This is a genomic window from Cytobacillus sp. IB215316 (assembly GCF_033963865.1).
In the GTDB taxonomy this organism is placed as follows: domain Bacteria; phylum Bacillota; class Bacilli; order Bacillales; family SM2101; genus Nanhaiella; species Nanhaiella sioensis.
Window position 1 is genome coordinate 154837 of the sequence record NZ_JAXBMC010000002.1, and the last position, 26056, is coordinate 180892.

Sequence of the window (26056 nt, forward strand, 5' to 3'; positions counted from 1 at the left end):
GAGCTTATTGAGCATATAAATTTACGCTATGTTAGTTCGGTATGAATGTAATAGTTATCGGATTAGTACCAACAGAAACCGTTGCGATAACGGAATGAGTTTTCACGTCAATTACTGATACTGTACCATCGTTTTCATTTCCTACGTACGCTAATTTGCCATTTGGTGTAAAAGCAACAAAACGTCGATCTTGGTTATTACCGACTTGAATAGTAGCTATAATCGAATGGGTTTTAACGTCAATAACTGTGACAGTGTTTCCGTTTTGAGTAACTACATACGCTAATTTCCCATCGGGGGTAATAGCGATTCTCTCAGGGAAGTCACCCTCATTACCTATCGACATCGTAGCGATCACAGAATGAGTTTTGACGTCGATTATTGTTACAGAACCACTTGTATCATCCGGACCACGATTCGCTACATAAGCAAGTTTTCCGTCAGGTGTAAACTCGATATCAAACGGGAAAACTCCTACGGGCACCGTAGCAATAACTGAGTGTGACTTAGTGTCAATAACTGACACGTTATTAGCAAAGGTAGCTACATATGCGAGTTTTCCATCAGGGGTAAACGCTACATCATCTTGAGTAATTACAACATCCACAGTCGCGATAACAGAATGAGTTTTTGTATCTATGACACATAAGTTTGAGGTATCGTCAGTTGTTATATAAGCAAATTGACCATCAGGTGTTAACACGATACCGTTAGGATCACTACCTACAGTCACAGTTGCGATGACTGAGTTTGTCTTAGTATCTATAACTGATAACACACTATTATCTGGCGTGTTTCCGCCTACAACATAAACAAGCTTGCCATCAGGTGAAATAGCTATATCTCTTGGTCCTGAAAAAAGATTCACAGTGGCAATAACGGAATGAGTCTTAGTATCTATAATCGATACACTATCTGAGTCAGTGTTTGCAACATATGCTATTTTACCATCAGGCATGGAAGCGATAGATCGTGGTCTAATTCCCACGGGTACAGTTGCTAAAACTGAATTCGTCTTAGTATCGATGACAGATACATTCGAAGGGTTTCCGACAATACCGTTATTCACCACATAAGCCAGTACCATTCTGTACCGACCTCCTTAATTCGTTTCTAGTAGTGTATGCGAGAGTAAGGTCAAAGTGATTTTTTGAATCCGCATTGTTTTTTCACCTGATAAGGGCTTTTGGTCGGGCGCGCTTGGGGGTAAGCCGTTTTCTCCTTGCGATTACACTTCGTTTTCTGCATATCACTGTATACGTCATTCGTTTCTAGTTTACATAATAGTAGCTATAGGAACCAATACGCTCTCACAACCGTTGATATGACAGCGTTTCTAAGGCGTGTAAATTTATCGAACATTCGCAATTTTATACATCGTTGATTTGGCGGTGTTTGTAGCGTGTTGCCTGTGCTTTATTACGCTAAAATAGTGCATACGATTAACCTTCCATTTTAAGTCGAAAGTGTTCGTGGTACCGCGCGTCAGGTTCGGCTTGCAGACTTAACTACACGACTCTGTCATTCCATGCAAATCAATAAACCCATCCAAGGTAGTTCCATTTGCCCCCATAAACATCACATCTACTTTAGTTACATTCTTCAACGAAAAGAATTTGCAAGGGTTGATATTATCTAGAGTTATAGATTGTACTGCGCCATTTGAAGTAAAGTTAAAAACTACTTTATCATTAGGGTCACTTACATTTAATACGACATTACCGTGCAATCCGACAGCCCTTCCATTGTAAAACTCTTTTATTGGGTTATCACTACTTAAATTATCGAATGAACATTGAATATCATCAACAATCAATTGGCACGGACAATCACACGTTTTATCTTCTTTGATAGCACTTCCACAACACGTACTGACTTTCTTATACTGACTCATTGTTCTACCTCCATAATCACAGTTTAATACGGTATTTTATGCCGATATTTATAACCGTGATTGGACGTACGACCTCAACCGACATCAAGTCAGCCCTATTATTCCGCATCCCTTCTTATTAACTATCTCTCTCTATTCGTCAGTGTCTACCGATTGCTTAAACCGTTCGATCTTCGCTTTCATATCCGATACACTAACGCCTTCCTCCTTACCTTTTGAATCGACCTCGACCTTCTCCGTCACACACAATTTCTTTTTGGTCATCGTATGACTCATACACACCTCCTCTAACCATTTCTCATTCGAACTGTATGACGCTATTGAGCTTATTTTTAGACAGGTGTGAGGTCCTTGTGCTGATTGATACCGTTAGAACTTAATGCGTGCTAATTTCGTCGTTTTCAATCTTCTACAAATCTGACGTGTTCGAAATGATAGTTCCTTTAATATTGTTTGCACTTTAGTATTAAACTGGGTAAATATCTTAATTTTTAGTCAACATTTGTGTATATTTTACATTACATTGATGACGCTGTTCTTTAAATAACTTCAATCTAATCTCCCCCCCCATGTTATTGTTTCATTTTGCTTTTCTCTATAAAAAAACATAGCCTATAATATATTTTTTTGAAAAACTACATTCTAGCTTTGAGAATCAGTGCAGCAAACAACAAATAGAGTGCTTAAAATATATATGCCTTATAAATTGCATCAGTTACCATTTTACAGCTAAAGTAACACAATTTTTATTTATTATGTATATTCTGTAAAGAGGTGATATCATGCAGCTACAAGCAATAAACTCATCAAAAATAGAAGCAGTGGGATATGATTACAACGGGATGATTTTAAGGCTTAAATTTAAATATATTACTTGTGACTACTACGAAGTTCCCAGCGAAGTATACAGAAACTTAATGGCAGCATCTTCAAAAAGTGGATATTTTACAAAACATATTAAAAATTCATACCGTTATTGTATCGTTTAAATCATATATATGAGAAATAACTGCTATACAAGTAGTTATTTCTTGTTCCTCTCAAAGATCTACACTGTAATATTTTAGATGAGACATGAGAACAGTATGTATAGATTTTCCCATGTTATGTATTCCTCTTTATCAATAACAATGGAAAAAACAAGTTTTTGCAGAACTTTTCTTTTTGCTCTTTTTATAAACTTTGTTCTTTCTACTTCTAAATCCATCGTTTTAATAGTAGAAAATTCAAAAAAACACACTCAAAGATAAAACACTATACATATAGACCTTGCCACAAGGATGCTTCTACCATTAATTTATATAATCAGGTATACGTTTAACATATTGTTTATATTTTAATGTACGAAAATTGTTACAATTAATGTCGAAATGTTATTTAAAACATTTTCATAGAATTTGTTGCTTTATAGCTCAAACAATAATAATATTAATTTTGATGTTATGAACGTGAGAATTTTTTGAGGTGAAAAAGATGTTAACTGGTTGGTTTTTATGGTTTATTCTGTTTTGGGTTGTTTTTCTTATTGGCATGTTTGCAATCGGAGGCTATTTCATGTTCCGCAAATTCTTCAAAAGACTTCCGAAAGAGGATGGTAAATCCGAATTGGATTGGCAAGATTATTATATTGAAAAAACGTATCACTTGTGGCCTGATGACCAAAAAGCTTTATTAGAAGAATTAGTTAAGCCAGTACCTGAACTTTTTAGGGATGTTGCCCGCCAAAAGATTGCAGGGAAAATTGGTGAAATAGCATTAGAGGAAAAAGCAAACTCAATTACACAAAGTCTAGTCATTAAGGGGTATATTTTAGCAACACCTAAGAGAGATCATAAATTTTTAGTTCGCACATTACGAGAAAAACAAATTGATCTAACACCGTACGAAAGTTTTTTTTAACACATTAAAATAGGCTGACTCAATTAAAGTGCTCCCTTTAAAGGACATTTTAATTGAGAACAGCCTATTTTTACGTTTGCTATCATTGTTTGTTGTTTTCATATTAAGAGTAAACGGTGCTTTTATGCACCTTATCATCACTAATTTCATCAAAATCGATTCTATTTTGGTAACCGTTTTTGACAAGACCTATGCTAAAAGCACTTCAAAATTTGCAAGTTTATAACGATTCGTTCGCGGCTAACCTTGATGTATAAATCTTTCTATATTGAAAATACATTGCAATACGCCAAGGTACAATCATGCCAAAAGCTAAAATCCAAAACATACCACTCAACTCAGCATAGTTAATTTGTGTGCTTAAGTATGATTTAAAGATGATTCTTATGATAAGTAGCCCTATTAAAATGAATACAAAAGCTTTTGATCTCTTTAAATATATATCTTCCCCTCTCACTTCAAACTTAGAAGTCTTAATTAAAAGTATTGAAAAGAGAGCCCCGACCGTCAATGCTTCTATCAATTCAGCTGAAGAAACACGAAACATCGGATGGATAAACATCAATGCCCCCGTGCTCATAAATATTGGTGGTAATACTATTTTTTTAACATTCGTAGGTTTCTTGGCCGCTTTCATTCTAATTAAGATGACAGCAATCGCCATTAAAATTGCAACTATTGATGAAGCGTAAATCAATCAAATCAATCCTTTGCTTATTTATCTATAAAGTTTATTATACGTAATCATCATTATAAACGATAGTAGATAAATAAAAAAACCATTTAAGTCTTTTCTTAAATGGTTTTTTACATTAGCTTTTTTTAACTTATGTTGCGATCGTCTAGAACATCAAAATGAGGTTCTATGCTATCGTCTTTAAATTAGGTGATTTCCGCGACTTTACATCCTTAGAGCTAACACGATTATATCAATCGCTCGTAGCATTTATGCCACTCTTAAGGCCAACTGCTCAAATTTTATGAATAATAGCAAAAACTTTTCTGAATGGAGCTTAGTTGTAAAGAAGAAAAGCATGAACTTTAGGGATAGTGTCGTTAATTCCTTATTACCAAATTACGTCAACAGAAACCTAAACATTTTATCGACTTAAATAACTCGATTAATAGCTTCTATTACACGACCCTCATCGAACGGTTTAACAATAAAATCTTTTGCACCTGCTTCTATTGCTTCAACAACCATTTTTTGTTGTCCCATCGCTGAACACATAATAATTTTTGCATGTGGATATTTTTGTCTAATTCCTTTAACTGCATCAATTCCACCCATACCAGGCATTGTTATATCCATAGTTACCAAATCAGGTTGTAATTCATCGTATAATTTAATCGCTTCATTCCCGTTTTCACCTTCACCAACGACTTCGTGGTGTGCTTTCTTTACTATGTTTCCAAGTGTCATACGCATAAATTTCGCATCATCAACAATTAATACTCTTGCCATACAATTCTTCTCCCCTCGACTCTAATAGCTCTATAGTCAAAAAGTCGTAACATCATATACTTTATCGAAAAATCACAATTTTTTCAATACTTTTGATGTGATATGAAAGTCCTCATTTATTATAAAATGACCGTCTAAAAAATTAACGGGAACAAAAGTCCCCGTCACTCCTCTTAAGTTAAAACCCTGTAAAACCACCAAAAAATGGCGTAAGATAAATCGTTATTTTCGTCATTAAGTCAAAAAACAACATAATTCCAAAGACTATCATTATAAATCCACCAATTTTCATAATGGTTACATTATGTTTGCGTATCCAGTGCATTTTTCCTATGAAAAGGGATAGGATTAAAAATGGTATTGAAAAACCTAAAGAGTACGCAGTCATGTATATTACTCCTGAACCGGGATTGGCTGCAGCTAGCACTAACACACTTGAAAGGATTGGACCAGTACAAGGTGTCCAACCTGCTGCGAATGCCATACCAATTAAAGAAGATCCTACATAACCAGATGGACGATTTTTAAATTCGAGCTTTACGTCTTTCATCATAAATTTAGGTTTAAAGACTCCAATTATAACTAGACCAAAGAAAACAATTAATATGGCACCAATTTGCCTTATTAAATCTTTGTAGTTAATAAAAAATTCTCCAATAAATGATGTACCAAATCCTATCGCAACAAAGATTACTGAAAAACCAAGTAGAAAAAATATTGTATGTAATAAGCTTCTTTTTGCTAATTTGGTATTTTCATCTTTCAATTCTCCAACAGAAACACCGGTGATATATGATAAGAATGCTGGATATAATGGCAAACAACAAGGCGATATAAAAGATAAAAAACCAGCTCCAAATGCTAGAAAGATGTTAACATCAGCCATTTAAACAACTCCTACGTAGTAGATTCTCTTTATATTCTAGCAAATAAAAGAGGTAAATCCTCATTTGAAATTGTGACATATTTGTGTCGAACTTACTATCTCTGTTCATGATTTCCTTAAAATACTATTTCTTCTAATTTATCAGATTGACCATTTTGTAAAATAAACATTTTATAGTATAGGCCTTTTAATTGAAGAAGCTCTTGGTGAGAACCTCTTTCAACAATCTCACCTTTATGGAGAACGAGAATTTGGTCTGCGTCTTGGATTGTTGAAAGTCGATGAGCAATTGCTATTGTCGTTCTACCCTCTCTCATTTTAGATAATGCAGCTTGGATGGCTTCCTCAGTTTCAGTATCGATATTTGCGGTTGCTTCATCAAGTATAAGTACCTTTGGGTTTGTTGCAATTGTCCTTGCAAAAGCGATGAGTTGACGTTGACCACTAGAAAATGTTGACCCTCTTTCAACAACTTCTTGATTATATTTATTCGGTAGCTTATCAATAAATGAATCAGCTTGGACAAATTGTGCAGCTTTTTTCAAATCCTCTTCTTTTATAGAATTATTTTTCAGTTTGATGTTATCAGCTACCGTACCAACGAATAAAAATGGGTCTTGAAGGACGAGGCCAAGACTAGACCTTAATTCCTTATTTTTATATTTTCTAATAGATACTCCATCAATAAGAATATCTCCTCGATTAAATTGATAAAAATTCATTAACAGGTTGATGATCGAACTTTTCCCGCTACCAGTATGCCCAACCAAAGCAACTGTCTCTCCTTTTTTTGCAGTAAACGAAATGTTCTTTAAGATATCTTGTTTACCATCGTAAGAAAAACTAACATTTTTAAATTCAATATTGCCAACTTTGATCAAAGGATTGTTATCGCTATCGCTTTCAGGTGCTAGTTCATTTTCATCCATTAAATTGAATACTCTATCAGCTGAAACAATGGCTTGTTGATAAAGTGATAATCTCATCATCATCTCATTAACAGGCTCAAAAAAACGGTCTAAATAGCTAATAAATGCATACAGTACTCCAATTTCAATAGGTCCATCCATTGAAATTATCCCGAAATAAGAAAGCACTAGGATTAATGCCAATGTAGCAACTACGTTTATAGCTGGACGTAATAACAAACCATCTAATTTAATATTCTTCATTCCCGCACGAAAATGACCTTCGTTAATATGAGCAAACTCTTCTCTTAATCTGCGTTCTTGTCTGAAAACTTGAATGATTGCCATACCTTGAAGGGATTCATTTAGTTTAGCATTTAACTGACTCAACTTTTCACGCATATCTTGATAATATTTAGAACTGTAACGACGATAAGTTTTCATAATAAGAAAGATAATTGGTATAAGGACTAAACAAAAAATTGCTAATTGGACATTTAATAAAAACATAGCCACAAAAATACCAATTAAAAATACACCGTTTTGAACGAAAGTTGCTAACACACTAACAAACATATCTTTGATTGCTTCTGTATCATTCGTTACTCTAGAAACAATGCTCCCATCAGGAGTTTTATCGAAATACGATAAACCAAGTTGATGTACTTTGTTAAATACATCAATTCGTAATTGCTGAATAATTTTTAGTGCTATTTGCTGAAACTTTAATAATTGGAAATATTGAATAATGACCTTAGCCAAGATGGAACCTAAATATCCAATTGCCAACAATAGAATCGGTCCATATTCTAAATTTTGTGGCGTTAAATAGTCATCAATAAATATTTTGACTAAGATTGGACCGATGATATCAGCTGTTGTTGCAGTTATTAATAAAGTAAATGCAATGACAAAAGATTTTTTATGGGCTTTCGTATACGAAAGCAGTCGAAACAACACTTGACGCTGCTTTTTAGCAGAAATTGATTTATCCATGTTTATCCTCCAAATTCAACAAGTGCTTCTAATTGCTGAGTAACATACATCTTTTTATACCAGCCAGCTTGATTCATTAGCTGTTCATGAGTCCCTTGTTCCATAATTCTACCTTCATCTATAACTATAATGAGGTTTGAATGTTGAATAGCACTCAATCGATGAGATGTTATCATTGTTGTTTTGCCGTTACGGTTGTCTTTTAGAGACGAAAGAATTTTCTCCTCTGTCTTCGCATCTACGGCTGATAAAGAATCATCTAAAATGAGAAGTTCTGGTTCCATCAATAAGGCTCGTGCAATTGCTATCCGTTGCTTTTGTCCACCTGATAATGAAACACCCCTTTCTCCAACTATTGTTTCATAACCATGTGTAAATCCGATAATGTCTTCATGAATATGAGCTAGCTTTGCTGCATGCTGTATTTCAAATATTGATGCTTCTGGTTTAGCAAAGGCTATATTATCTGCTATTGTACTTGAAAACAAAAAATGATCTTGTGGCACATAACCTATGGCACTACGTAATTCATGCAAAGAATACTTCTCAATAGGATGTTCCCCAAATAAGATTTCCCCTTCATATTTATCGAACTCTCGTAAGAGGAGCTTTAAAAGAGTTGTTTTACCTGCACCCGTTTTACCTACAATACCAATTGTTTCTCCTTTTCGTAGTTTAAATTTAATTCCATGTAAAACATTTTGCTGTTCATTAGGGTACGTAAAGCTATTAATATCATAGGTAATATGACCAGAAGGAATTTTCTTACTATCTTTTGAATCATCGGCAATGTCGATTTTTTCAGATAATAAATTAGACACACGGTCATATGATGCTCTTCCTCTTTCCACAATGTTAAACAGCCAACCAAAAGCCAGCATAGGCCATATAAGTAAACCTAGATACGTCGTAAATGAAACTAACTCTCCTAATGTCATCTCACCTAGTAGGACATATCTGGATCCAAACCCAACTGCCAAGAGAAAAGATAGTCCAACAATGAGAGATATAGTAGGGTCAAACAGCGAATCAATCCTAGCCACAGTTACATTCTTTTTGACGACGTCTTCAGATTGTTCAAAAAATGCCTCATTGTCTTCTTTTTCTTGTCCAAAAGTTTTAATAACTTTTATCCCGCTAATGCTTTCTTGAACTTTGTCGTTTAAAGAAGAAAAAGCTTCCTGTGCTTTATGAAAATGTTTATGCAATAATGTTCCGTAAAAATTGGTTGCTAATGCCATAAAAGGCAAAGGTATTAGACTAATTAATGTTAATTTCCAACTAATCGTGGCTGCCATCGTAATTAATACAAAACCACCAGTAGCTACTGAGTCGACAAGTGTTAATACTCCCGCACCCGCTGTTTGCTGAATGGCTTGAATATCATTTGTAGCATGTGCCATTAAGTCACCTATACGCTTTTTTTGGTAAAATGATTGAGACATTTTTGTGAAATGTTCAAATAATTGGTTTCGTAACAACCTAGCCAGCTTTACTGAAGATCCAAAAATCATCATCCTCCATACTAAACGGAGAAAATAAACTATAATAGTAACCGCAATTAGTAACAACATCCACTTTAATAAGAGATTAATAGATAACGTCTGATCATTAATATGATCTACAACAATCCCAATTACTTTTGGCGCAACAAGTTCCAGCATAGCTACTATACACAACACGAGAATTCCAAAAATATATGACTTTTTTTCTTTTTTAAAAAACCACATCAAGTCTTTAAAAACACTCATCTTTTGTCCCCCATTGAACTCAGTCAAGTAAGCTTGAAAATCGCTGTACTAAGTTAAGTCTCTTGCCTCACCCTCTTCACCAATAAGATTTCATCGCTCAGTGAGAAAGTGCTTGATATTTACTATGATAAGGTATGTACATATACATAAACATTAAAAATAATGTTTATTAGTATTGCAAAGAAATAATATGTATGAATAATCTAACATATACGAAAACTTCATAACAGTTTATTTGCAGACCATCTTCATTATTTGTAATCGAATTCATAAAAAGACACCCAACCATTTGAGTGCCTTACAACTTTATTTTATTTGGTTGTTCATTGCTTTCATCATTTGATTAATTTTCTTTTGTGATGGCTTTTGACCCATTTGCGCCATCATCACTTTCAACATTTGTTCATTAATAGGTGGATTTTTCTTAAGATAGTTCATCATATATTTTCGAGCTATGAAAAATCCTAGAGCAACTCCAGCAATTAAACCTAAAGATACCCATAGAACTATTTCCCACATACTATTTTCCTCCTTCAAATTGTCTACATTACAGTGTACTAAACCAAATACGATTATACAATAGTTAAGCACAAAAGTCTCAATAAGAAGTAATTTTTATAAAAAACATGTCATTTTATTGTTTTTTACAGAATATTCAAAATATTTTATATACAATAATGGTAATGAAAGATTCACTAACATTACTATAGAGCATTCATTTTAACTGGTTTTAACCAGCCATACCGATCGAGCTGTATATCCATTGCTAAGAAACATGGGTCGAATTTTCTTATAATCTCAAAAAATACAGCTTCAGCTTCATAGCTTCCTTCAGCAGTTAATTGCATGTATTCTTCATATACGACTAATTTTGCATAGCTTTTGTTATCAGGCAATAATATGGAATGAACCTTACGATGAGAGTTATTATCGTTCTGGTTGTGTAGTTGTTTCACCAATAATTTGTGGATTGTTTGAGTAGGAATTGGTTGAGTTATATACTCAATTTGTTTTTTTAGTAATTGTTTTCTTGCACCATTAGCATGTTCATAATCTACAAACAGCTGTAATAGCATTTTCTCTCGTCCAAAATAATGCTTAGCAAATTGTTCTTCAATTAAATAAATACGATAGTGTCTCACAAAGTTCCCTCCCTTATCCTACATATTTAATTTAATTATAGACTTGTCTTATTTAAATTATTGTCTTATTCCGCAAAAATGAACCACTTGTTTTGCCGAATTCTGTCTAATCTCTCTTTTAATGATAATCACCTATTTTATTTATGAGCGTATAATATAAAAGTTGAAAGCTACTTACACATAGATAACTGTTTTTCCTTCTAAAACAAAAAACATGCATACAATTCGTGTAATATAACAATTAATGCGAAAACGACGACCAAGCGAAAATAGCTTAACAGAAAGATTGAAGGAGGTATGATAAGGTGTTTAACCCCAAAGGTAATTGTGATCCTAGTGCATACCATTATCAAATAATATATAATTCCCCTCCATGCCTTAACGACTATCATATAAACCATACTAGTCGACACCCATTTAATAACAGACAATTTCCTCCTGTTGACACTACAATGTTTAGTAAATCCGCAAAAGAAATGCAAAAGTTGATGAGTGAGGCCGCTTTAGTTCTAAATAAAATTGCTTACTCTAAGGAATTTGCACATCAGGTCATGACCGCCGCTCAAGAGTCTCAGTTAAATAAAGTTGAACAATTAATTAAATCAACAGGGATTACTTCAGAAGTTGAATGTTCATTTAATCCAGATGGTATTACAATCACTTTTATTTTAGCAACTAGTGAAATTGATTGTTGCCATTTAAGTATTATTTTGCGTTGGAGAAGTTAAGCTATCGTTCCTATTCTAAAAGAAAAAAATGTCCGCGAAAACAGCCTAAAAAAAAGAGCCCTTGAAAAAAGGCCCTCTTTTGCTTATTTTTGTAATAAGCTCTTTACTTTGTTAACTACATTTTCAACTGTAAAACCATACTCTGCCATTATTTTTTCTCCAGGTGCAGATGCGCCAAACTGATTGATCGCTAAAATTTCACCTTCATCGCCAGTATATCTTTCCCATCCTAATGAAGAAGCCATTTCAATTCCTAAACGTTTTTTAATGTTTTTAGGTAAAACAGCATCTTTATATTCTTGTGGTTGTTCTTCAAAACGATCCCAAGATGGCATACTAACAACTGATACATGAATGCCATCATTAGCTAATGACTTCTGCGCCTCAACAGCTAGACTAACCTCTGAGCCAGATGCTAAGAGCAATGCATCTACATTGTCATTATTTGTTGGAGACACAACATATGCTCCTCGTTTTACACCTTCATATGCATCACGCTTCGTGTTTGGTAAAGTCGGTAAGTTCTGACGTGTAAGCACAAGAGCGTGTGGCCTATCAGTAGCTTCAATTGACACCTGCCAAGCTGCAGCTGTCTCATTGGCATCACCCGGTCGAATGACTGATAGACCTGGCATTGCACGTAGTGCTGGTAGCTGTTCAACTGGCTCGTGAGTTGGTCCATCCTCACCAACAGCAATACTATCATGCGTAAATACATACGTTACTGGTAATTTCATTAAAGCTGCTAAGCGAATGGCAGGACGCAAGTAATCAGAAAATACAAAGAAAGTCCCACCAAATACTTTCACACCACCATGAAGTGTCATACCGTTTAGAGCAGCTCCCATGGCAAACTCACGTACACCAAACCATATATTTTTTTCTCCATATGAATTTGGCATAAAGTCATTTGACTCTTTAATCATTGTTTTATTAGATCCTGCTAGATCAGCAGATCCACCTATAAATTGTGGAACACTATTAGCAATAGCATTTAATACCTCACCAGAAGAGGATCTTGTCGCTAAGCTACTTCCTTCCTCATAAGTTGGTAACTCCTTTTCCCAACCATTTGGAAGTTTCCCTGTAATAGCTGCTTCTAGCTGTGCTGCTAACTCAGGGTATTGCTCCTTATACTGAGCAAACATTTGGTTCCATTCATCTTCTGTTTTACTACCAGCATCTTTCACAGTAGCAGAGAAATTGTCGTACACTTCAGACGGTACATGGAAATCTTCTTCAAATGTCCAGTTGTATGCCTCTTTCGTTAACTTTAACTCATCTGCACCTAGTGGAGATCCATGTACTGCCGACTTACCTGACTTATTAGGTGCTCCGTAGCCAATGACTGTTTTAATCTCAATCATCGTTGGATGGTCAGTATCTGCCTTCGCTTCTTCAATAGCCTGCGATAATTCTTGTATATCATTACCATCTTCAACACGAATATACTGCCAGCCGTATGATTGGTAACGGTTTTTGATACTTTCAGAGAATGACTTATCGAGGTCGCCGTCTAAAGATATATCGTTTGAATCATATAACACAACTAGACGTCCTAGCTTAAGGTGACCTGCTAGCGATGCCGCCTCAGCTGATACACCTTCCATTAAGTCACCGTCACCACAAATTGTATATGTGTAGTGGTCTACAACATTAAATGTATCTTTATTATATGTAGATGCCATATGTCTTTCAGCCATAGCCATACCAACAGCCATCGCGATACCTTGACCAAGTGGCCCTGTTGTTGCTTCAACTCCAGCAGTATGCCCATATTCTGGATGCCCTGGTGTTTTGCTTCCCCATTGACGGAAATTTTTAATATCATCCATCGTTACGTCATAACCACTTAAATGTAATAAGCTATATAATAGCATTGATCCGTGCCCAGCTGATAATACAAAGCGATCACGATTAAACCATTGAGGATTAGACGGGTTGTGGTTCATATATTTAGTCCACAACGTATATGCCATAGGAGCAGCTCCCATCGGCATGCCTGGATGTCCTGAGTTAGCTTTCTCAATTGCATCAATCGATAAAGTTCTGATTGCAGCAATAGATAAATCATCAATATTAAGTGACATAAAATACCACCCTTTCAATCATTATAGTACATATCATATATTCAAAATGAACAAATGTACATACATTGTGAAAAAAAGATACATTTTGTTCAAGAAAACATCTTTTCATAGTATGTACAAAAAACCATACATAAAATGATGTATCCTTAAACTTCCTTCATTCAGCTTATAATTTAGGAAGATTATAAAATAAAAATTTACGAATGGTAATAACTCTAGCCTTAATGAAAACGGCTATTCTTACTCTTTTTTAATTTTGTAGGCGTAACATCATTTCCTTCTTTATCTACTACTTTTACTGAATGTAAAGTATTTTCCATCGAATTACGAAACGATTGAATATATTCCTTGCGTAAATCCTGTTGTTCACGTTTTTCTTCATCCGTTAACCCAGATGATTTAGATTTTTTTGACAAATAGTTAATACGATTAATTTTTTCATTTGATAACACGTCAATGCTTCCTTTCTATTCAATAGGATATTATGTTCTGTACATATTACAAGAAGAGAGCTTCATTTTCAACGGTTTTGTTTTAGTACAAAAAACTAAAGACTTATACAATTAGCAATTGCTGGATTTTTTCTTCTCTGAAAACATTGTCAATCGGCTAATAATTACGTTTTAACCTTCCACTTTAGTTGAATACAATGATATTGCCAATAGTGTCATTTTAATAGCCTATTTTCATACAGACTGTTGCTTTTCAGACTAAGAATTAATCACGTATACATCTAGCTTTTGTCGTACCTTCTCTACTTATAATTTTGGGGACCCAATCAAAACTCCGTCTTACTGTCTATTCCTTTATTATAATAGCTACCAAGTTTCGAAAGGCTGTTTTCGCATTGATGATTGTTTTTATATTTAGACTCAACTGCAGATTGTGGCATCTATTCTTCTCTACAACGAGGACTAACATGTAAAGCCACTTTTCTTGGTACTAATGTAATAATAATAGTAACAAAGCTTACGAAAAGTGCCTTTCAATAACAACGTAATAAAAGTATACAATTGTAACTTGTATACTACAGCATTCGTTCATTCTATTGTTAGCCATCTACTCTAAATTATTATGCATATATTCTTTATAACGTCGATGTACCGTTGCTTTTGACACATCAAATCCAAGACCACGTAATGTTGCCGCTATATCTGAAAACGTGAGATTATTTTGTCGTAACCTTATAATTTCCTCAATAGGTATTTCCTTTCTTTCTCTACCTGAGCTTACATGGATGTTTTTTAAATTCCTCTCAGGTCTATACCCTTCTTCGATAGCTCGTTTCATTCCCCGTTTAATTTTTAAATTATGTATTTTCCGTTGATATTCCTCAACAATGCTAACAATTTCCAACATCATGGAATCAGCTTCAGACAATTGTAACTCTCCATGATGATGAACTGTGTATATTTTAACTCTTTCCTTTAAAATAAAATGCAGCAAAGCTATTCTTGCATTACCCCTACCTAGCCTCGTCTCATCTTGTATTAAAAGGGCATCGATATGCTGTTCTTTAATTTCATTCAATAGCTCATAAATGCCATCTCTATCCATGTCATATCCGCTTGCCCTTTCTACAACCACTTTCTTCACATCAAAATGGTAACTGTTTGCAAGCTGGAGTAATTCTGCCTTTTGTCGTGTTAATGATGTCTCCTGTGTTTGTTTATTTGTACTAACACGACAATATATTATTGCTTTTTCCATTTCTACCTCCGATTAATTGTTAACTGCATATGTATCATATATTTTATTACCTTCTGATTTTAACACTGGAATATAAATTTCATCACCATAAAAAATTCTATCAGGAGCTATTTGATTTACATCCTCTACCCAACTGATAAAGTCATTGATTGATAAATCGTGACTGTTACTATACTCGGACGCAATATCCCAAAGTGTATCTCCATCTTCTACTTTAATAGTAATATAATCATTTTTCTCGATATCCTTATAAGAAGTAATTAGTGCAAAAGCAAAGCCGATAAAAACAGTAAAAAATAAGATATAGTAAATTTTAGATTGTTTCATAATAAGTCCCCCTGATTAACAGAATACATGTTCGTTTTTAGTTATTGTATACGAACAAATGTTTTATGTCAACATTTTTACGAACTTACGTTTGTTATACATAACAAGTCGTGCTATAATGAATGAAAGTAAAATCTTTCTAGTATATCCTTACATTATTAATAGATGATCTTAATTTTTTAATGTTATGAACGGGTATACATGCTAACAATAGAAAAGATTATTATAATGAGGTGCTAACGATGGCAAAATTATCGAAAAGGCAACAAGACATACTAGATTTCATAAAACAAGAAGTACAATCAAAGGGATATCCACCTTCTGTTAGAGAAATTGGAGAAGCGGTAGGGCTAGCTTCAAGCTCAACAGTTCATGGTCATTTATCTCGTTTAGAAAGTAAGGGACTAATCCGTAGAGACCCAACTAAACCTAGAGCAATTGAAATATTAGATTTAGATCCTGCTGATGTAATCCCAAAAAATAACGTCATGAATGTACCGATTATAGGAAAGGTAACAGCTGGTCAACCAATAACAGCAATTGAAAATGTTGAAGAATACTTCCCTCTTCCTGATAAACTTGTATCCCCTGACGAAAATGTATTTATGCTTGAAGTAATGGGAGATAGCATGATTGAGGCCGGTATATTAGATGGGGATCACGTCATTGTTCGGCAACAACAAACTGCTTCAAATGGAGATATCGTTGTTGCAATGACAGAGGATGACGAGGCAACAGTAAAAAGATTTTTTAAAGAAAAAGACTACATAAGACTTCAGCCAGAAAACTCAACTTTAGAACCTATTATTCTTCGTAATGTAGCTATATTAGGAAAAGTAATCGGGGTGTATCGTACCATCCATTAAACACTATTGTACATAACGAATGTATGATCTATTCTTTGACAAACAGTCTCTTTTAAAACGTTGTTCCAATCAGATAGATTAACATACAGGTTAGCAGTCCACAATGCTTTTTAATGTATTCATACGATCTCATATTATAATCCAATCCTTAGCTTAGAACCTCTGAGCTAAGGATTTTTTTGTCATATTGTAAGCTCCCTCCGAATTCATTTTGATTGGCTATTTTCACAATGGTTGCTGTTTTTACTTTTAAGATATACACACGTATATATCTAGCGTTCAAGACACCTTTTCTAAGCTCCTATAAAACTCATAATACTGTCCATTTTTAGTAAAAAAACAAAATTCAAGCAAAAAGTCTTTAGTTTAAATTTATCATTCAATGATTTTCTTAGTCACTTTTTCTCATATCCCCCACTATGTCACCAATTTTATGCTCGTTATCCCGAGATTAGACTTGACGGTCTAGACCATTCGGTCTAATATGTATAATAAGCAAGCAGCATTAACTATCAGGCTATTTCAGCATAGCGTGTTTTTTTTGCACTAATAAACACGAATACAGCTAGATTTTGTGCCATCTATTCTCATATAAAATGACGGTATTCTTTATCTTCAGGATAAAGAACTATAACAACAAAGTTTACGAACAGAGCTAACGATTAAGATTAAAAACTTGTAGGAGATGATGTAATTGACGCGAGGATTTAATAAAGAATTCGAACATTCAGATGCGTTAATGCAAGCAGCATTAAATGAATTTGTGGAAAAAGGCTATGACAAAGCCTCATTAAATCATATTTTGAAGACAGCGAATATGAGTAAGGGCTCATTTTACTACCATTTTAACAACAAGGAAGATCTTTACTTAAATCTCATAGACATGTTGATTCAAAAAAAGCAACTATTCCTTGCCAAGGTTATGAATCCAAGTGATTATTCCAAAGACATTTTTTCGATATTTAAAACACAAATCAGAATTGGAATGCAATTTGCCAATGAATATCCAGATATTAATCGTTTTGCAAACAGCTTTATTAAAGAAAAAGGAACTCCCATATACGAAAAGGCGTTGACAAGGCATAATTTTCAGGATAATGACCAAATGAACAAGCTCATTGAAGCATCCTATAACAAAGGTGAAATTAGGCAGACACTACCACTGGAATTCGTCCAATCACTAATTGGTTTCTTGTTCACTAATATTGTGGATGTAGCGGATATGTCAAAGCCTGATCACTATGAGTCAAGTCTAAACCACTTAATTGATTTCCTTAAAAATGGCCTGACAGATCAATAATGATCTTAACCATCACATATTGACATCAGCAAAGTAGGTGAAGATTTAAGTCTCTACCTGACTAACTGATAATTTGGAGTAAGGTATATGCTACATCTGTGCATCGTTGAAGTAATGGTTCCTTTCTGCATTCAATTATTTTTCAAAATAACGAGCTTAATTTGAAAAGGAGAGTTATTATATGGCCCAATTTGATTATCCTGTAGGATACCATGATTTTCATAAAACAAAAATTATAGACTATCAAATGAATCGGTGGTATTCAATGGGATACACACGAAAAGAAGACATGGTGGATGCAGCTACCAGAATAAAAAAGTTAGAAGATTGGAAGGAGGAAATGATAAAGCAGGCTGAAAAAGCTATTGATGAAAAACGCATAATGAATGGAACATTTTATTACAGGGCTGCAGAATTTTTTACTCATCCGAATGACCCAGATAAATTAAGGCTGTATGATACATTCATTGAAATGTTTTATAATGACCTGTTTGTTGAAAATGATATTGAACGTTATAACATACCCTACGAAAATGTATACTTACCTGCAATGAGACTGCCTTCTAACAATAAAAATGCCAGAGGAACAATTGTCATTCATGGTGGATTTGATTCATTTATGGAAGAGCTATACTCAATGGCAAGCTATTTTGCACATTTAAACTATGAGGTCATATTATTTGAAGGACCAGGGCAAGGTGGTGCCTTAAAAAAATCTGGCTTAGCACTTAGTTATGAATGGGAAAAACCAACAAAAGCCGTTCTAGATTACTTTAAGTTAAATGACGTAACCTTATTAGGTGTGTCCATGGGTGGCTGGCTTTGCTTCAGAGCAGCTGCGCATGAACAGCGAATTAAACGAGTGATTGCTCTTAGTATAGCCTACGACTACATGAAAATCCCCCCACCTATTATTGAGAAGTTTGCTTTATGGCTTTTCAAACATCCTAAATTAATGTATTGGATGGCTGATGTAAAAATGAAGATGATGCCGCAAGAAAAATGGGGAACCGATAATTTAATGTATATTACTAAAACTGATACTCCGTTAGATGGTGGCATGGCATTATTAGAATTCAATGCTGCACATTTAAAATCAGGACACGTTACACAAGATGTATTAATATTAACAGGGTCAGAAGATCATTTTATACCGCTAAAAATGCACGATATTCAAGTAAAAGCTTTAACGAATGCAAAGTCTATAACTGAAAGAATCTTCACTAGAGATGATCATGCTCATAATCACTGTCAGGTGGGAAATTTCGGCCTTGCTCTCAGAGTCATGGCAAATTGGTTAAATGAAAAAGAATAACAATTTTGTAGGGTTAGAAAAATAAAGATAAAGCTAACCTGCTGAAGAAAACCCATGAACTAATATAAATCAGTTAATGGGTTTTTAATTTAAGTTGTTTTTCGTATTAAGAAAGAACACGTTTCAACTAGAAATCGTAGCATTTTTTCTTCTGTACAACGATGAGTAACATATAAAACCACGTTTATGGGCCTTTAGTTTTATCTATTCTCCCCCTCCTCCTCCGCTGTCACCACTGCCCCCACTGTCGCCATGACCGTAATCAGATGAATATAAGCCTACACCATTTCCATCATTGTTACTACTAGTTGATGAACTTGTCTTATGAATACGATGTTTTGTTCTGTTAGCATTTCCAGTACTAATCGCAGTAATGGCAATAATAATAACTAACAAGATAAACCCAAATATTATAAATTTCATACAAACTCCCCCAAATTTAGTTATATATATAATATACGAATAAAAATAGTAGGAAGTTTCATGATTTTGGCAAAGAATGCGGATTGAAACAGCAATACATTAACATTTCTACCTAGTTCAGATTTTTCTATTGGCTGTTTTCACATTAATTGTAGATTTTCATAATAGGCTGGTTTTGTATAGAATGTAGTTTTTCGTACTAAAATATAACTCGTATAAAACTAATATTCGAGACAAGCTTCTTCTATAAAACGATGACAGTTGAGTAAAACAGTATCTTTATCATCTGTTTTAGGAACTATAGGAATAAAGTTTACAAAAAGTGCCTTATGATAAGCGCTAAACACGTTCGGCACCTTATCTTCTTTAAAGACTATAAAAATCATATCATACTCATCCAGTTGCTCAAATGTAGGTGAAAAAATGCAACAGAGTTTTCGAAGGCCCTTTCTTATCAACTACTTATAAAGCGTAACAATTCATTAAATGCATGCTTAGCAGATAATTCACAATAGTTCTCTGAGTTGTTATCGCTAAATCCATGATTTGTTCTATATTTTTTAATGGTGATTTTTTCTTTATCGTTTAGTTTAGTAATCAATTGATCGACATGAAATGATTTTTCATTCTCTGGGAAAATTAGTAGTGCGGGACAAGCTGGGATCATGTCAATAAAGTCCCTTATCCTTGAACCGTAATAACTAATAACTCCATCGCAATTCTGGTCTTCACTGCACAGCCATGCAACTGTCCCACCTACACTATAACCAAGAATAAAGATTTTACTGTATTCCTGCCTAGATTTTTTTAAAAGTGCCTTAACGTAGGTAGCTGCTCTAGCAAATCCGACTTTATTAACAAAATGGTGATAAGCCAATTTCTCCTCATCGTAATGAAATTGATTGTTTTCACTATACAAATTGGGACAAATCACATCAAAGCCTTTATTGAATAGTTCTTTACAAATATGTCTCATATGCTCATTTACGCCGTATATTTCATGAACAACGATCACTAATTTGTCTGATTTATTTTTGTAAGAAATCATTTACTTTACCCCTAATAATTATTGACCTAATTTCTTCAATGGCTTCATAGATTTTAATAATTGTGCTCATACATTGCACACTTAACCATAAATGCAGAGCGTATTCTTTTCTTTATAACTATGACAACCTTATAACCTACTTGTTAATGATGTCATTTGTTTGTTAACAATAGTTAAAAAATGTTCGTACAGAACCTTTTCTACAACATATAGACTCCTCAATTGTTCGGATTTTTAATTAGGAAAAATCTTTAATTGATTAATTATTGAGCGTATTTTCTATAATGGGTTCATTTTGTTTACCTTATTGTAACTTTGATAAAATTAAATAATAGTCTATTAATTTGTAAATTTTTCTAGTAGAATAATTAACAACTTTAATTAGGCTGGCTTTTTTACAAAAGCTTGAGTGTTCAATAGTTATTTAAAGATTAATTATAATTAACTATTCCATAAAGTAAGTGGAGGGATAATCATATGAGTAAAAAATGGCAATCAAAGCAGCAATTCATAGATCTTCTTTGCCAGCTTGTAAGTATTCCTAGTGTTACTGGTTCTCAAGCAGAAACATGGTTACCACAATTTGTAATATCCGAACTCGAGTCACTACCATATTTTCAAAATCACAAAGACCATATAACCCTACATGCAACAGACGATGGACGTTATTTTGCGACCGCTCTAGTTAAAAGGTCTGACAAATGTAAAAAAACCGTCATTCTCCTTAGCCATTTTGACGTCGTTGACGTTGCTGATTACGGCAACCTCCATCACCTTGCCTTTGATGCGAAAAAGTTAACAGCATATTTCTATAAACACAAATTTGAAATGCCAAAAGAAGTAAGCGATGATTTGGAAACTGGGGATTGGTTATTCGGAAGAGGTACGATGGATATGAAATGTGGCCTGGCTATGCACATGGCAATGATTGAGTTAGCATGTAACGGGGGTTTTGATGGAAATATTTTATTGCTAACAGTTCCTGATGAGGAAGTGAATTCTGTAGGTATGAGAGCTGCTATACCTACCCTTCTTGAATTAGCAGATACTCACAAATTAACATATACTGCTGTACTCAATTCGGAACCGATGTTTTCACGTTTTCCAGGCGATCAAACAAAATATCTTTATACCGGAACAATTGGCAAAGTTTTGCCCGGGTTTTTTTGTTATGGCAAAGAAACACATGTTGGTGAGCCATTTTCAGGACTAAATGCCAATTACATGGCTTCAATCATTAACGATGAATTAGAGTTAAATACAATTCTTTGTGAAAAAATAAATAATGAAGTAACCCCTCCACCAACTGCCCTTATTCAACATGACCTACAAAAAGAATACTCTGTTCAAGTTACAAATAAAGCCGTGACACTCTTTAATGTATTCATGTTTAAAAAACCAATGAATAAACTTACAGACGAATTAAAAAAAATTACGGATACAGCTGCCTTACGTATCCAACAATCATTTGTTGATAAAGCTAGCAGCTTTGCAGCATTAACAAATTCTGAAACACCATCCCTACATGTAAAAGTTTATACGTATGAAGAGCTCGTTACATACGCAAAAGAAAGGTACGGAAGTAAAAGAATTGAAGCATTGCATCAAGAAATATTCGAACAGCATAAGCAAAATCTAGATGATCGAGAGCTTTCTATTACTATAGTTGATCAACTTTCTTCTTTATGTAAACATTTATCACCAATGATCGTTCTCTTTTTTGCTCCACCCTTTTATCCAGCTGTCTATTCCCATGAACATCCAATGATTCAACAAGTTATGTCAGACTTAAATATCTATGCTAACAGTATGCACAACATACTATTTCAGCAAGTGCTGTTTTTTAATGGCATATCCGATTTAAGCTATGTCGGACTCCAACATTCACCATCATCCATTCAACCATTAATTGCTAATTTCCCACTTTGGGATCATGGATATTCACTGCCAATTGAAGATTTAAAGCAATTAGATATACCTGTATTAAATGTTGGACCAATAGGACGAGATGCTCATAAATGGACAGAGAGATTAGATGTTAATTATACTTGTGACACGTTGCTGGAGTTGTTCCCATACTGTATCCAAAGATTATTTGATTACTCGAAGTCTGATCAAGGTTGTTAAATATATTTTCTCCTTCTGCCGAAAAGTCTTCAAAAAGATGAACTAGATATATACCATCATTCCAAAGAGGTTACGTGATCGGGTTCATGTCGTTTAATTTTCTGGAATGTTTTATAACAGAACAAAAGCATTAAAACGTAGAATTCTTTTATTGCACATTTCACTGCTGTTGACTACAATAGAAAATATTCTTAAGTGAAATGAGTGATATACTTTGAAGCAAACTAAGGTTGGAGTCTCTTATACAATTATAGCGTATGTGCTTTGGGGAATACTGCCATTATATTGGAAATTGATTGAGCATGTTCCTGCTAGTGAGATACTCGCTCACAGAATTATTTGGTCCTTTATATTTGTTTTATCAATTATTATCTTTAAAAATAGATTTATGAATTTTAAAAAAGAGTTTAATTCATTACTAAATCGACCGAAGAAATTGGCAGCTGTATTTCTTGCAGGGGTTTTAGTAAGTGGAAACTGGTTTATATACATTTGGGCGGTAAATACCGACCACCTTATTGAGGCTAGTTTGGGCTATTATATTAATCCCCTTTTAAGTGTATTACTCGGTGTACTCGTCTTACGGGAAAAATTAACAAAATGGCAGATTATATCTGTTCTCTTTGCGGGGATAGGTGTAGGAATATTAACGTTGCAATATGGAAAGGTCCCTTGGATTGCATTATCATTGGCATTATCCTTTGCCTTATATGGGTTAGCCAAAAAATTAGTTAAACTGGACTCACTGTTCGGTCTCGCAATAGAGACCTCTATCGTTACTCCAATTGCTTTCATCTATCTTGGAACGATACAAGCACAAGGCACAAGCGTGTTCTTGTCGAGTTCTTTCAGCACAGTGTTATTATTAATTGGAAGTGGAGTAGCAACAGCGATACCATTACTATGCTTTGCAGAGGGAGTAAAACGCATTCCATTATCAATGAATGGTTTTTTTCAATACTTAGCTCCTACAATAAGTTTATTAATTGGGGTGTTTATTTTTAAAGAAGAATTTACAAAAGTTCACCTAGCAAGCTTTACGTCCATTTGGTGTGGTCTTGTTATTTATACAGCTTCAAATTTACATCTTGGTAAACAAACAGAGAAGAAAACTCTACGTGCGTGAACATTAATTCAAGACTTTGTCTGCTAAGCTTTAATACTATTATAACTAGCTGATCTTTACGCCATTCATCTAAGTTTAATGAAGAAAAGGTGTCTCCAGTGAGAGTTGCTTTCGTGTTTATGTCTAAGAAAAACAATCATCATTGTAAAACAGCCATCATAACAACTGACAAATAGAAACAGGTAATTGAATATACGCACCTGTTTCTATTGCTAGATAATTAGCATACAAGCTTAATATATACTTTTTTACATATTTAACTTTATCAGCCATGGAAGAAGTTTGCATCAAAAGCGTTTTTTATGTGGGTTAATTCATTGAATCTAATATCTGTAATCAAAATGGTACCAATGATAAATATCATAGCCCCGCCACCAAAAAAAACCTATGATCACACATAAAAATATCACATTAAATATGATGCCTCTTCTATTACCTTCTCTAAAATTTTGTATTATTTTTTCAACTCCATCAATTAAGAACCATCCCCCCATAGACAGAACTCCTAAAAACGGTCTGCCGAATACTAACTCGACACTCCCGAAAACTAGCAAAGCTACTTTCAATATCCTATATATTTGTTTTAGTATTTTAGTCAATCTATTTTCAACTCCATCATTAACATTTTTTTAAGAAATTTGCTCGATTAACATTCTTCGAAATAAAATTAGGCTATTTTTATAAAAATGGACGGTATGATGAATTTTGTGAGAGCTCAATAAGTAAAAAGTAGAAAAGATGCCACGTATACGTGCTTATATCTTAGTAGGAAAAGCCCCAATCTGAAATAGCCTAGCCTTAAATTATGTAAGCTGCCCTCCTACCATTCTATAAATCCTTAGATTATTAGCTTATTATAGTTAGGCTCTTCTCTTAAACTTTGTTGCTAGATCAATAGTCTTGAAACTAGAAAAGTTCCGAAAAAATAGATGTATACATACTTTTATCTCAAAAGTAACAATCAATTAATGCGAAAAAAGCCTTTACTTTTAATAATATCATAGTCTATTCGTTATTTTTTAATGGTATTTTATTACATAATAACGTTTTCCGTAAATTTAGTTACCATTGTACAACAAACGAACGTCGTAATTTTATATTAATAGGTTTTAGAAAAAAATGTTATGAACCGTAGTTGAGGCGTTAACTTCTTAGTACGTGAAACAACTGTTATTGCAAATGCATGATAAAAAAAACATTACTCCTCATTAATGAGGGTAACATTTTTAAGGGTTATGCTTTTTTATAAATATAAGGTTACGAGGCAATATCTTTTTTTCGATAGACAGTAAATGCCCCTAAGAAACTCACTGTTATGATTAAGAGCATAATTATCAAGTACAGAGGTTTTATCGTGTTATCAATCATGATTGAGGCAGAATCAACATATTCGAACGGTGTAAAATATTTTATTGCGTCAAATTTATCTGAAATGCCAGATATGATATCTAAAAAGTATGAAATTAATACAATACCTAGCGATATGGAGATTATATTTCTCGATTTTTTCATCACACTAGATATGAAAAATGCTATTGCCGCAAATGTTAAATGTAGTAGAAAAGGTGCTATGGTGATTAGAAAAAATGTTGTTGATTCTATAGGCTCATCACCTGCAATCGTAAAACCAATGTATGTGATTAACGACAATGCTATATTAAAGACTATTAAAGATAATAACACAGCGCATAATTTTTGTCCTACAACCTCCGTTCGAGTTAGCGGTTTAGAAAGCAAAAATTCTGCTGTTTTCTCACTTTCTTCTTTAACGAGAATACTAGAAGCTAGTAGGACCGCGTATATACTTCCGAACAATGTTGTAAACAAATAGCCTTCAATAGCATAAAATCCAAGAACCGTATGCAAGCTAAATTGATCCATGTTAAATGCCTGAAGCATAGCTTCTGGGTAAGCATTTAACAATTGGTCTAATGTTTCTTGCTGCTCAGCAAATGAAGGGTACATACTTAGCATCATTATGATTAACCCTCCGAGAACTGCTATCCAAATCCATAATGCTTTCTGTGCTTTTGCAAACTCCCTTTTGAATAACAT

The 26056-nt window shown here is 34.0% G+C and carries 25 protein-coding genes; 8 read left to right on the forward strand and 17 right to left on the reverse strand.

The window, feature by feature from the left end; all coding sequences use genetic code 11:
- Positions 1-31: 31 nt before the first annotated feature.
- Positions 32-1087: a beta-propeller fold lactonase family protein gene (locus SLH48_RS05110; RefSeq protein WP_320257260.1), complete on the reverse strand. Its 1056-nt coding sequence runs from the start codon at positions 1085-1087 to the stop codon at positions 32-34.
- 417 nt (positions 1088-1504) lie between these two features.
- A complete protein-coding gene (locus SLH48_RS05115; protein WP_320257261.1) occupies positions 1505-1894 on the reverse strand; it encodes a hypothetical protein in 390 nt (129 codons plus the stop codon).
- Between the two features lie 782 nt (positions 1895-2676).
- Here SLH48_RS05115 and SLH48_RS05120 point away from each other — a divergent pair.
- Both SLH48_RS05120 and SLH48_RS05125 read left to right on the forward strand, forming a co-directional pair.
- Positions 2677-2883 (forward strand): KTSC domain-containing protein, encoded by a 207-nt coding sequence (locus SLH48_RS05120; RefSeq protein ID WP_320257262.1) that lies wholly within the window; start codon positions 2677-2679, stop codon positions 2881-2883.
- Between the two features lie 484 nt (positions 2884-3367).
- Positions 3368-3793: a DUF2621 domain-containing protein gene (locus SLH48_RS05125; RefSeq protein ID WP_214482413.1), complete on the forward strand. Its 426-nt coding sequence runs from the start codon at positions 3368-3370 to the stop codon at positions 3791-3793.
- A gap of 220 nt (positions 3794-4013) precedes the next feature.
- On the opposite strand, the gene SLH48_RS05130 is transcribed toward SLH48_RS05125, so the two are convergent.
- From SLH48_RS05130 to sirA, 7 genes are all read right to left on the reverse strand, one after another.
- Positions 4014-4490, reverse strand: coding sequence for a cytochrome c biogenesis protein CcdC (locus SLH48_RS05130; RefSeq protein ID WP_320257263.1), 477 nt, complete (start codon positions 4488-4490; stop codon positions 4014-4016).
- A gap of 411 nt (positions 4491-4901) precedes the next feature.
- A complete protein-coding gene (locus SLH48_RS05135) occupies positions 4902-5258 on the reverse strand; it encodes a response regulator (protein ID WP_214482377.1) in 357 nt (118 codons plus the stop codon).
- A gap of 178 nt (positions 5259-5436) precedes the next feature.
- Positions 5437-6144 carry a cytochrome c biogenesis CcdA family protein gene (locus tag SLH48_RS05140; protein WP_214482376.1) on the reverse strand — a complete coding sequence of 236 codons (708 nt, stop codon included), beginning with the start codon at positions 6142-6144 and terminating at the stop codon, positions 5437-5439.
- A gap of 116 nt (positions 6145-6260) precedes the next feature.
- A complete protein-coding gene (locus tag SLH48_RS05145; RefSeq protein WP_214482375.1) occupies positions 6261-8048 on the reverse strand; it encodes an ABC transporter ATP-binding protein in 1788 nt (595 codons plus the stop codon).
- A gap of 2 nt (positions 8049-8050) precedes the next feature.
- Positions 8051-9799, reverse strand: a complete 1749-nt coding sequence (locus SLH48_RS05150) for an ABC transporter transmembrane domain-containing protein (protein ID WP_320257264.1) — start codon at positions 9797-9799, stop codon at positions 8051-8053.
- A 306-nt stretch (positions 9800-10105) separates the two neighbouring features.
- Positions 10106-10318, reverse strand: coding sequence for a YneF family protein (locus SLH48_RS05155; RefSeq protein ID WP_214482373.1), 213 nt, complete (start codon positions 10316-10318; stop codon positions 10106-10108).
- A 185-nt stretch (positions 10319-10503) separates the two neighbouring features.
- Positions 10504-10941 (reverse strand): sporulation inhibitor of replication protein SirA, encoded by a 438-nt coding sequence (gene sirA / locus SLH48_RS05160; protein ID WP_214482372.1) that lies wholly within the window; start codon positions 10939-10941, stop codon positions 10504-10506.
- A 305-nt stretch (positions 10942-11246) separates the two neighbouring features.
- Here sirA and SLH48_RS05165 point away from each other — a divergent pair, with 305 nt between their 5' ends.
- Positions 11247-11669, forward strand: coding sequence for a hypothetical protein (locus tag SLH48_RS05165; RefSeq protein ID WP_320257265.1), 423 nt, complete (start codon positions 11247-11249; stop codon positions 11667-11669).
- Between the two features lie 83 nt (positions 11670-11752).
- Here SLH48_RS05165 and tkt read toward each other — a convergent pair whose 3' ends face one another.
- From tkt to SLH48_RS05185, 4 genes are all read right to left on the reverse strand, one after another.
- Positions 11753-13759, reverse strand: a complete 2007-nt coding sequence (tkt, locus tag SLH48_RS05170; RefSeq protein ID WP_320257266.1) for a transketolase — start codon at positions 13757-13759, stop codon at positions 11753-11755.
- 221 nt (positions 13760-13980) lie between these two features.
- On the reverse strand, positions 13981-14211 hold the full coding sequence (locus tag SLH48_RS05175; RefSeq protein WP_214482369.1) for a DUF896 domain-containing protein: 231 nt from the start codon (positions 14209-14211) through the stop codon (positions 13981-13983).
- Between the two features lie 607 nt (positions 14212-14818).
- A complete protein-coding gene (locus tag SLH48_RS05180; RefSeq protein WP_320257267.1) occupies positions 14819-15469 on the reverse strand; it encodes a recombinase family protein in 651 nt (216 codons plus the stop codon).
- A 12-nt stretch (positions 15470-15481) separates the two neighbouring features.
- Positions 15482-15796, reverse strand: a complete 315-nt coding sequence (locus SLH48_RS05185; RefSeq protein WP_320257268.1) for a LysM peptidoglycan-binding domain-containing protein — start codon at positions 15794-15796, stop codon at positions 15482-15484.
- Positions 15797-16038: 242 nt separating this feature from the next.
- Between SLH48_RS05185 and lexA the strand changes: the two genes are divergently transcribed.
- The 3 genes from lexA to SLH48_RS05200 all read left to right on the forward strand — a co-directional run bounded on the left by lexA (position 16039) and on the right by SLH48_RS05200 (position 19277).
- Positions 16039-16662, forward strand: coding sequence for a transcriptional repressor LexA (gene lexA / locus SLH48_RS05190; protein WP_214482366.1), 624 nt, complete (start codon positions 16039-16041; stop codon positions 16660-16662).
- A gap of 694 nt (positions 16663-17356) precedes the next feature.
- The gene (locus SLH48_RS05195; RefSeq protein WP_320257269.1) at positions 17357-17962 is read left to right on the forward strand and encodes a TetR/AcrR family transcriptional regulator; all 606 of its coding nucleotides are present in this window, start codon (positions 17357-17359) and stop codon (positions 17960-17962) included.
- Between the two features lie 181 nt (positions 17963-18143).
- On the forward strand, positions 18144-19277 hold the full coding sequence (locus tag SLH48_RS05200) for an alpha/beta fold hydrolase (RefSeq protein WP_320257270.1): 1134 nt from the start codon (positions 18144-18146) through the stop codon (positions 19275-19277).
- Between the two features lie 204 nt (positions 19278-19481).
- Here SLH48_RS05200 and SLH48_RS05205 read toward each other — a convergent pair whose 3' ends face one another.
- The 3 genes from SLH48_RS05205 to SLH48_RS05215 all read right to left on the reverse strand — a co-directional run bounded on the left by SLH48_RS05205 (position 19482) and on the right by SLH48_RS05215 (position 20748).
- On the reverse strand, positions 19482-19700 hold the full coding sequence (locus tag SLH48_RS05205) for a hypothetical protein (RefSeq protein ID WP_214482363.1): 219 nt from the start codon (positions 19698-19700) through the stop codon (positions 19482-19484).
- 221 nt (positions 19701-19921) lie between these two features.
- Positions 19922-20086, reverse strand: coding sequence for a hypothetical protein (locus SLH48_RS05210; RefSeq protein ID WP_320257271.1), 165 nt, complete (start codon positions 20084-20086; stop codon positions 19922-19924).
- A gap of 68 nt (positions 20087-20154) precedes the next feature.
- The gene (locus tag SLH48_RS05215) at positions 20155-20748 is read right to left on the reverse strand and encodes a dienelactone hydrolase family protein (protein WP_320257272.1); all 594 of its coding nucleotides are present in this window, start codon (positions 20746-20748) and stop codon (positions 20155-20157) included.
- A 477-nt stretch (positions 20749-21225) separates the two neighbouring features.
- On the opposite strand from SLH48_RS05215, the gene SLH48_RS05220 reads away from it, so the two are divergent.
- Positions 21226-22875 carry a M20/M25/M40 family metallo-hydrolase gene (locus SLH48_RS05220; RefSeq protein ID WP_320257273.1) on the forward strand — a complete coding sequence of 550 codons (1650 nt, stop codon included), beginning with the start codon at positions 21226-21228 and terminating at the stop codon, positions 22873-22875.
- A gap of 214 nt (positions 22876-23089) precedes the next feature.
- Entirely contained in the window at positions 23090-24001 is a 912-nt protein-coding gene (rarD, locus tag SLH48_RS05225; protein WP_214482359.1) for an EamA family transporter RarD, read from the forward strand.
- A gap of 1257 nt (positions 24002-25258) precedes the next feature.
- Here rarD and SLH48_RS05230 read toward each other — a convergent pair.
- Positions 25259-26056, reverse strand: coding sequence for an ABC transporter permease subunit (locus tag SLH48_RS05230; protein WP_214482357.1), 798 nt, complete (start codon positions 26054-26056; stop codon positions 25259-25261).